Source organism: Halomonas sp. (assembly GCF_033549285.1).
GTDB lineage: Bacteria > Pseudomonadota > Gammaproteobacteria > Pseudomonadales > Halomonadaceae > Halomonas.
Window position 1 is genome coordinate 73,945 of sequence record NZ_JAWSUJ010000005.1, and the last position, 6,841, is coordinate 80,785.

The window sequence follows — 6,841 nt, forward strand, 5'->3', positions numbered from 1 at the left end:
TGCTTGGCGCGCTCGCTGCCGCCGTCCTGGTCGAAGCCGGCGACGGTGTTCAGGAAGTCCTGGACCTCGGGGGTGTCGAAAATCTTCACGGTCATGGTCATGCTCTCGTCGTTGTCGTTGTGCCCTGCGGTCTCGTCAGGGATGCAAGGCCAGTGGTCGGGGGCCTCCGGATGCCTGACAGGCCACATCTCGACGGAGGCGTTCTTGTTGTCGTCACTGGATTCTGGCCAGGCAGCGGGGGTGTCACCAATATCGTTTGAGTTCCCTTCCATACCCCAGGGGTATCGCCAGGACAGCCGACACTCGCCCTTCTCTCCCCGACCGATCCGAGAAAAATCAAATTTAAATCAAGGAATTGAAAGACACCCCAGGCCATGCGTCGCGATAGCCAGGCCTTCCGCCCTCGGCATGTCGACCGGGCGGGCCGTGAAAGGGTGACAACCGACGACCCCTGTCGCGCCCGGGGCAGGTTTCCGGGAGAAGATTCCCCCCTCCAGGGGGCGAGGATTGAGACAAAAGGATAAGGGGCGGACACGGCGGCGGGCGCACAAAAAGGGCCCGTGCTGCCGAAGCGGTCACGGGCCAAGGAGGAAAACGGCATGCCGGCGCCCCGACGCCCGGGCGCCGGCGCTATCGGTCAGCCGGCACTCTTCGCCGGGAAGCGCTTGCGCAGGGCCTCGCGCTCCTGGGTAAAGTCGAAGTCCCGGAACTCCACCAGCATCGAGATCAGCGCCCCCAGGATCAGCGCCCAGAAGGAGGCGCCGATGCCGAAGATCTGCAGGCCCGACACCGCAATCAGGAAGGAGAACATCGCCCCGACCTCATGCTTGCCGGAGAAAGTGATGTGCATCGCCGAGCTGATCACCCGCAGCAGCGCCAGGCCGGCGATGATGGCGATGAAGTAGCTCGGCATCGCCTCGATCAGGCTGAACACGAAGCCGTAGAAGGGGGCGGCGACCACGAAGATGATGCCGACGATCACCGCCGCCACCCAGCGCTTGTCGTGGGTTCCCGCCTCGGGGGAGGAGCAGATACCGGTCATCGGCGCGGCGATGCAGGTGCTGTGCAGGTTGAAGAAGGCCGACACCATGGTGCCGATACCGCCGACGAAGGTGATGGCGTTGGCCGGCGCCTCCTTGTAGCCCATGCCCTTGACCAGCCCCACGCCGGCGGGGGTCTCCATGCCCACCAGGATCAGCGCCAGCGGCAGGCCGTAGGCCAGGAAGGCGTCCATGGAGAAGGCCGGCATGATGAACTCGGGCATGCGGAAGGAGAATTCCACGCTGGAGAAGTCGGCCCCGGAGAGGGCCATGTAGAGCACCCCCACCACCAGGGTGACCACCAGCGGCGGTATCCGGCGCAGGAAGCGCGCCGAGAGGAAGAAGGCCAGGATCATCACCACCGCCGGAATCAGGGCGTTCTGCAGCGGCATCACCATGTTGGTGCCGAACTTGAGCAGCACCCCGGCCACCATGCCCATGACGATGGGCATGGGGATCAGCCGCATCACCAGGCTCATCCAGCCGGCCAGGGCCACCACCACCGAGATGGCGCCCGCCAGCAGCGTCGCCCCCAGGGCCTCGTTGAGCCCCACCACGGGGATGATGGCGGCGAACAGCAGGGCGCCGGGGATGGAGTTGGCCACCGGCAGGGGAAGACGGTAGTAGGCCGGCAGGATCAGGCCGAACAGGCCGTTGATGAAGAGGTAGCTGATCACCCACAGCAGGGTGAAATCCTTGGGCAGCCCGGCCGCGGTGCCGGCGCTGATGTGGATGATGCCGGCGCTGAGGCCGAAGATGCCGGCGACCACGCCGGCGCTCAGGTTGTCGGCATTGAGGTCGCGCAGGAAGTCCCGCGGCGCCGTCGCGAGGCCGGGGCCTTTCTCGAGGTGTTTCATGCTGTGCTCCAGGGGCTTGTTGTCGTTGCTGTCGGAAGCCACGGATGGTCAGGGGCAAGGCGAGCGGGCGGCCCGAAGGCCGCCCCGGCGCGGGGGTCAGCCCTGGTCGCCGCCGCCCACCGGCAGCACGCTGCCGGTGATGTAGCTCGCCTCGTCGGAGGCCAGGAAGAGGATCGGCGCGGCCATCTCGTCCAGGGTACCGTAGCGCTTCATCAGGCAGCTCTGCTTGGTCTGGTCGATATGCGCCTGGAACCAGGCTCGCTCCGTCTCGTTGCGGGGCTCCGGGGTGCCGCGGGAGATCTTGCGCGGCGGCGCCTCGGTCCCGCCGATGCCGGCGGCCGCCACGCGGATGCCGTGCTCGGCGTACTCGAAGGCCAGGGACTCGGTCAGCGCGTTGACGCCCCCCTTGGCCGCCGAGTAGGGGATCCGGTGGATACCCCGGGTCGCCACCGAGGAGACGTTGACGATCACCCCGCCGCCCTGCGCCACCAGGGTCGGCAGCACCGCCCGGCAGCACCATAGCGTCGGCATCAGCGAGCGGTTGACCTCGGCGGCGATCTCGGCCTGGGTGAACTCGGTGAACGGCTTGAAGTTGATCGCGCCGCCCACGTTGTTGATCAGGATGTCGATCCGGCCGAAATGCGCCACCGTGCGGGCCATCACCTCCTCGGCCCCTTCCCAGGTCTCGAGGTCGGCCTGCAGGGCGATGGCGTCCACGCCCTGCTCGGCGAGCCCCGCCACCACCTCATGGATGAGGTCGGCACGGTCCACCAGGGCCAGGCGGGCGCCCTCGGCGGCGGCCCGCTCGGCGACCCGCTGGCCGATGCCCTGGGCCGCGCCGGTGATCACCATCACCCGGTCCTGGAAGCGGGGGGCGTCGAAGCGTTGGAGACTCATGATGCCTCCCCGGGTGCCTGGTTGGGGGTGAACTTCTCGTAGTGGAAGCTCTGCGGCACGATGCCCTCGGCGTCGAAGTGCTTGAGCACCGCATCGACCATCGGGGGCGGCCCGCACAGGTAGACGTCGATGTCACCGTCGTGCAGCACCTCGGCATCCATGTGATGGGTGACATAGCCCTTGCGCGGATGCTGGCTCGCCTCGTCCACCACCACGGTGGAGTAGGTGAAGGTCGGCAGCCTCTCGGCGAAGGCGTCGAGGGCATCGACCTTGACCAGGTGGTCATCCTTGTTGACGCCGTAGATCAGGTGCATGGGCTGGTCGCTGCCCTTCTCCGCCAGCTGCTCGAGCATGGAGAGGAAGGGCGCGAGGCCCGTGCCGCCGGCCAGCATCAGCACCGGGCGGGTGATCTCGCGCAGGTAGAAGCTGCCCAGCGGCCCGGTGAGGGAGAGGCGATCGCCGACCTTGGCCTGCCGGGTCAGGTAGCCGCTCATCAGGCCATTGGGGATGTTGCGGATCAGGAAGGTGGCGCGCTGCTCCCCGGGCTTCGAGCTGAAGGAGTAGGAGCGGTGCGCCTCGCTGCCCGGCACGTCGATATGGATGTACTGCCCCGGCAGGAAGGCCAGCTCGGCCCCCTCGTCCAGGTCCACGGCCAGCTCGATGCTGTCCTCGGAGAGTTGCTCGACCACGGCCAGGGTGCCCTCGATCTTGCCGACCTGGGTCTTGCACAGGCTGGAGGCCACCGGCACCTGGATGACGCAGTCCGAGGAGGGCACCATCTGGCAGGTCAGCACCTGGCCCTCGGCGGCCTCCTCGTCGGAGAGTGCCTCCTCCAGGTACTCGTCCCCCATGTCGAACTCGCCCTGCTCGCAGTGGCCCTTGCAGGTGCCGCAGACGCCATCGGAGCAGTCCATCGGCAGGTTGACCTTCTGCCGGTAGGCGGCGTCGAGGACCGTTTCCCCTTCCTTGCAGCCGATGAAACGGGTGACGCCGTCCTCGAAGTTGAGTGCAATGGTATAGCTCATGGTCGAATCTCCTCCCGCACCGGGTCAGATGTGATAGATGTCGATGACCTGGTGGATGTAGTCGTTGTTGAGTTGCACGACTTTTCTGGTGATCAGCGGCGTCTCCCCCGACACGTCCAGGGTGTAGAAGGCGCTGCCGAAGTAGCTGTCGGTCTTCTTGTAGCGATGGCTCAGGGTGTGCCAGTTGAAGCGCAGCTCCACCGTGTCACCTTCCTCCTTCAGCACCTCGAGGTTGGTGATCTGGTGGGTGGTGCGCGGCTCCGGCGTGCTCGCCCCGCTGCGCTCGGTCTTGATCCGGTAGACCCGGTCCTCCAGCCCCTCGCGGTTCGGGTAGTAGATCAGCGAGATCTCGGCCTCGGGGTCGCGGGTCAGCTGGTCGTCGTCGTCCCAGGCCGGCATCCAGAACTCGGCGTCCTGGCGGTAGCACTCGAGCCACGCGTCCCACTGGCGGTCGTCGAGCAGGCGCGCCTCGCGGTACAGGAAGGCCTGGATGTCGTGGTAGCTGATGCTCATGGTTTCTCTCCCTTGACAGGTCGCGGGTCGCTTAGGCGGACGCGGTGGCGATGTACTGGCTGCGTTCCTTGTCGATGGCGCGCAGCACCTCCTCGACCCAGTGCTTGTGGTGCAGCACGTAGAGGCCCTCGTCTTCCGGGGAGGCCCCGCTGAGCAGCGGCTTCATGTCGATCGCCTGGGCGTTCTCGTCGGCGCCCTCGATCCACTGCCTGGCACCGCGCGAGAGGTCGTTCCACTCGGCCAGCGCGCCGTTGTAGCCGTCCTGGCAGGCGCGGAACTCCTCGAGGTCGTCCGGCGTGCCCATGCCCGAGACGTTGAAGAAGTCCTCGTACTGGCGGATGCGCACCCGGCGGTTCTCCGCGGACTCGCCCTTGGGCGCGAAGCAGTAGATGGTGACCTCGGTCTTGTCGACGGACAGCGGACGCAGCACGCGGATCTGCGTGGAGAACTGGTCCATCAGGTAGACGTTGGGGTAGAGGCAGAGGTTGCGGGTCTGGTTGACGATGGAGTCGGCCCGCGCCGCGCCCAGCTCGGCCTCGATCTCGTCCTTGCGGGTGTAGACCGGGCGCACCTCGGGGTTGAGCAGCCGGGTCCACAGCATCATGTGGCCGTTCTCGTAGGAGTAGAAGCCGCCCTGGCTCTTCGACCAGCCGTCGGCGTCCACCGCCTTGGTGCCGCCGGCGTCGTAGTTGCGACGCTCCATGGTCGAGGCGTAGTTCCAGTGCACCGAGCTCACGTGGTAGCCGTCGGCGCCGTTCTCGGCCTGCAGCTTCCAGTTGCCGTTGTAGGTGTACGACGAGGTGCCGCGCAGGATCTCCAGGCCTTCCGGCGCCTGGTCGACGATGTTGTCGATGACCTTGGTGGTCTCGCCCAGGTACTCCTCCAGCGGCAGCACGTCCTCGTTCAGGCTGCCGAACAGGAAGCCCTTGTAGTTGGCGAAGCGCGGCAGGCGCTTGAGGTCGTGGGAGCCTTCCTGCTTGAAGCCTTCCGGGTAGGCGCCGTTCTTCTCGTTCTTGGCCTTGAGCAGCTTGCCGTCGTTCTTGAAGGTCCAGCCGTGGAAGGGGCAGGTGAAGGTGCCCTTGTTGCCCTGCTTGCGGCGGCACAGGGTGGCGCCGCGGTGGGCGCAGGCGTTGATCAGGCCGTGCAGCTCGCCCTGCTTGTCGCGGGTGATGACCACCGGCTGACGGCCCATGGTCACGGTGTAGTAGTCGCCCGGCTCGCTGATCTGGCTCTCGTGGGCCAGGAACAGCCAGTTGCCCTCGAAGATGTGCTTCATCTCCAGGTCGAAGAAGGCCGGGTCGGTGAACATGCTGCGGTGGCAGCGGAAGATGCCGTTGTCGGCGTCGTCGACGACGGCGCCGCGGACGCGTTGTTCGAGTTGGTCAAGCTTGCTGGTCATGGAGTAATCCTCATTGTCTTGTCGTGACCGCTTGGGACTTATCCGGGGGCAGGCCCCGGGGTGCCGGACCATCGAGGAGGCGCTGTACAAGTCGCACCTCCTCTACGGCCTGCCCCCGGCGCTCCTGCTGGAGTTGTCAGGGGCTGATGCCGATCAGACCTTGGCGGTGCCGGCCAGCTGGCTGTGGCGGTCCTGCTCGTCTTCCTTGGCCCGCGGGCGGGCGTGGCGCACCTGCAGCTCGGGGGCGTCGGTCTTCGCCAGCTCGATGTCGAACACCACCTCGGAGAAGGGGCCGTCCAGCTCGCGCCGGGCGATCTCGTCCTTGTCCTCGATGCGGCTGGCCGGCACCACCAGCTCCTCGCGGGTGGCGAAGGCGAAGTCGTCGAAGGTGTAGGGGTCGCCCGCCAGGTTGATCTGGGTGGTCAGGTGCTTGTGGCCCGGGGCGGAGATGAAGTAGTGGATGTGCGCCGGGCGCTGGCCGTGACGGCCGAGCAGGTCGAGCACCTGCTGGGTCGGGCTGTCCGGCGGGCAGCCGTAGCCGGAGGGGATGATGCTGCGCGCGGTGTAGCGGCCCTCGCTGTCGGTAACGATGCTGCGGCGCAGGTTGTACTCGGACTGGGTCGGGTCGAAGAAGGAGTAGCCGCCCTTGGAGTTGGCGTGCCAGATCTCGACCTTGGCACCGGCGACGGGGTGGCCGTCGACGTCACGCACCTGGCCGGTCAGCCACATGGTCTCGCCGTCCTGGTCCTGGCCGTCGTCCATGCGCGCGAAGCCCTCGGCCTCCGGGGCGCCGGCCACGTAGAGCGGGCCCTCGATGGTGCGCGGGGTGCCGCCCAGCAGGCCGCGCTCGCGATCGGCGGCGTCCATGCGCATGTCCAGGTAGTGGTCGAAGCCCAGCCCCGGGGCCAGCAGGCCGAACTGGGTGCCGTTGCCCAGCGCGTTGAGCACGCTGACGGCGGACCAGAACTCCTCGGCGCTGACGTCGTAGTCGTCCATCAGCCGGAACAGGTCGGAGAGCAGGCGATGCATGATCTGCTTGGCGCGCTCGCTGCCGCCGTCCTGGTCGAAGCCGGCGACGGTGTTCAGGAAGTCCTGGACCTCGGGGGTGTC

At 67.1% G+C, this 6,841-nt stretch carries 5 protein-coding genes and 1 pseudogene; all 6 read right to left on the minus strand.

Annotation, left to right across the window (positions count from 1 at the left end):
- Window positions 1-637: 637 nt before the first annotated feature.
- Window positions 638-1,897, minus strand: a complete 1,260-nt coding sequence (locus tag SCI24_RS02380; protein WP_318723803.1) for a benzoate/H(+) symporter BenE family transporter — start codon at window positions 1,895-1,897, stop codon at window positions 638-640.
- A 96-nt stretch (window positions 1,898-1,993) separates the two neighbouring features.
- On the minus strand, window positions 1,994-2,794 hold the full coding sequence (gene benD / locus SCI24_RS02385) for a benzoate diol dehydrogenase BenD (protein WP_318723805.1): 801 nt from the start codon (window positions 2,792-2,794) through the stop codon (window positions 1,994-1,996).
- Window positions 2,791-3,819, minus strand: a complete 1,029-nt coding sequence (gene benC / locus SCI24_RS02390) for a benzoate 1,2-dioxygenase electron transfer component BenC (RefSeq protein ID WP_318723806.1) — start codon at window positions 3,817-3,819, stop codon at window positions 2,791-2,793. Before benC ends, benD begins: the two co-directional genes overlap by 4 nt.
- A gap of 24 nt (window positions 3,820-3,843) precedes the next feature.
- Window positions 3,844-4,332, minus strand: coding sequence for a benzoate 1,2-dioxygenase small subunit (benB, locus tag SCI24_RS02395; protein WP_282734306.1), 489 nt, complete (start codon window positions 4,330-4,332; stop codon window positions 3,844-3,846).
- A 31-nt stretch (window positions 4,333-4,363) separates the two neighbouring features.
- Window positions 4,364-5,731, minus strand: a complete 1,368-nt coding sequence (locus tag SCI24_RS02400; RefSeq protein ID WP_318723800.1) for a Rieske 2Fe-2S domain-containing protein — start codon at window positions 5,729-5,731, stop codon at window positions 4,364-4,366.
- 153 nt (window positions 5,732-5,884) lie between these two features.
- Window positions 5,885-6,841 (minus strand): annotated as a pseudogene (gene catA / locus SCI24_RS02405) (catechol 1,2-dioxygenase); the annotation flags it as partial.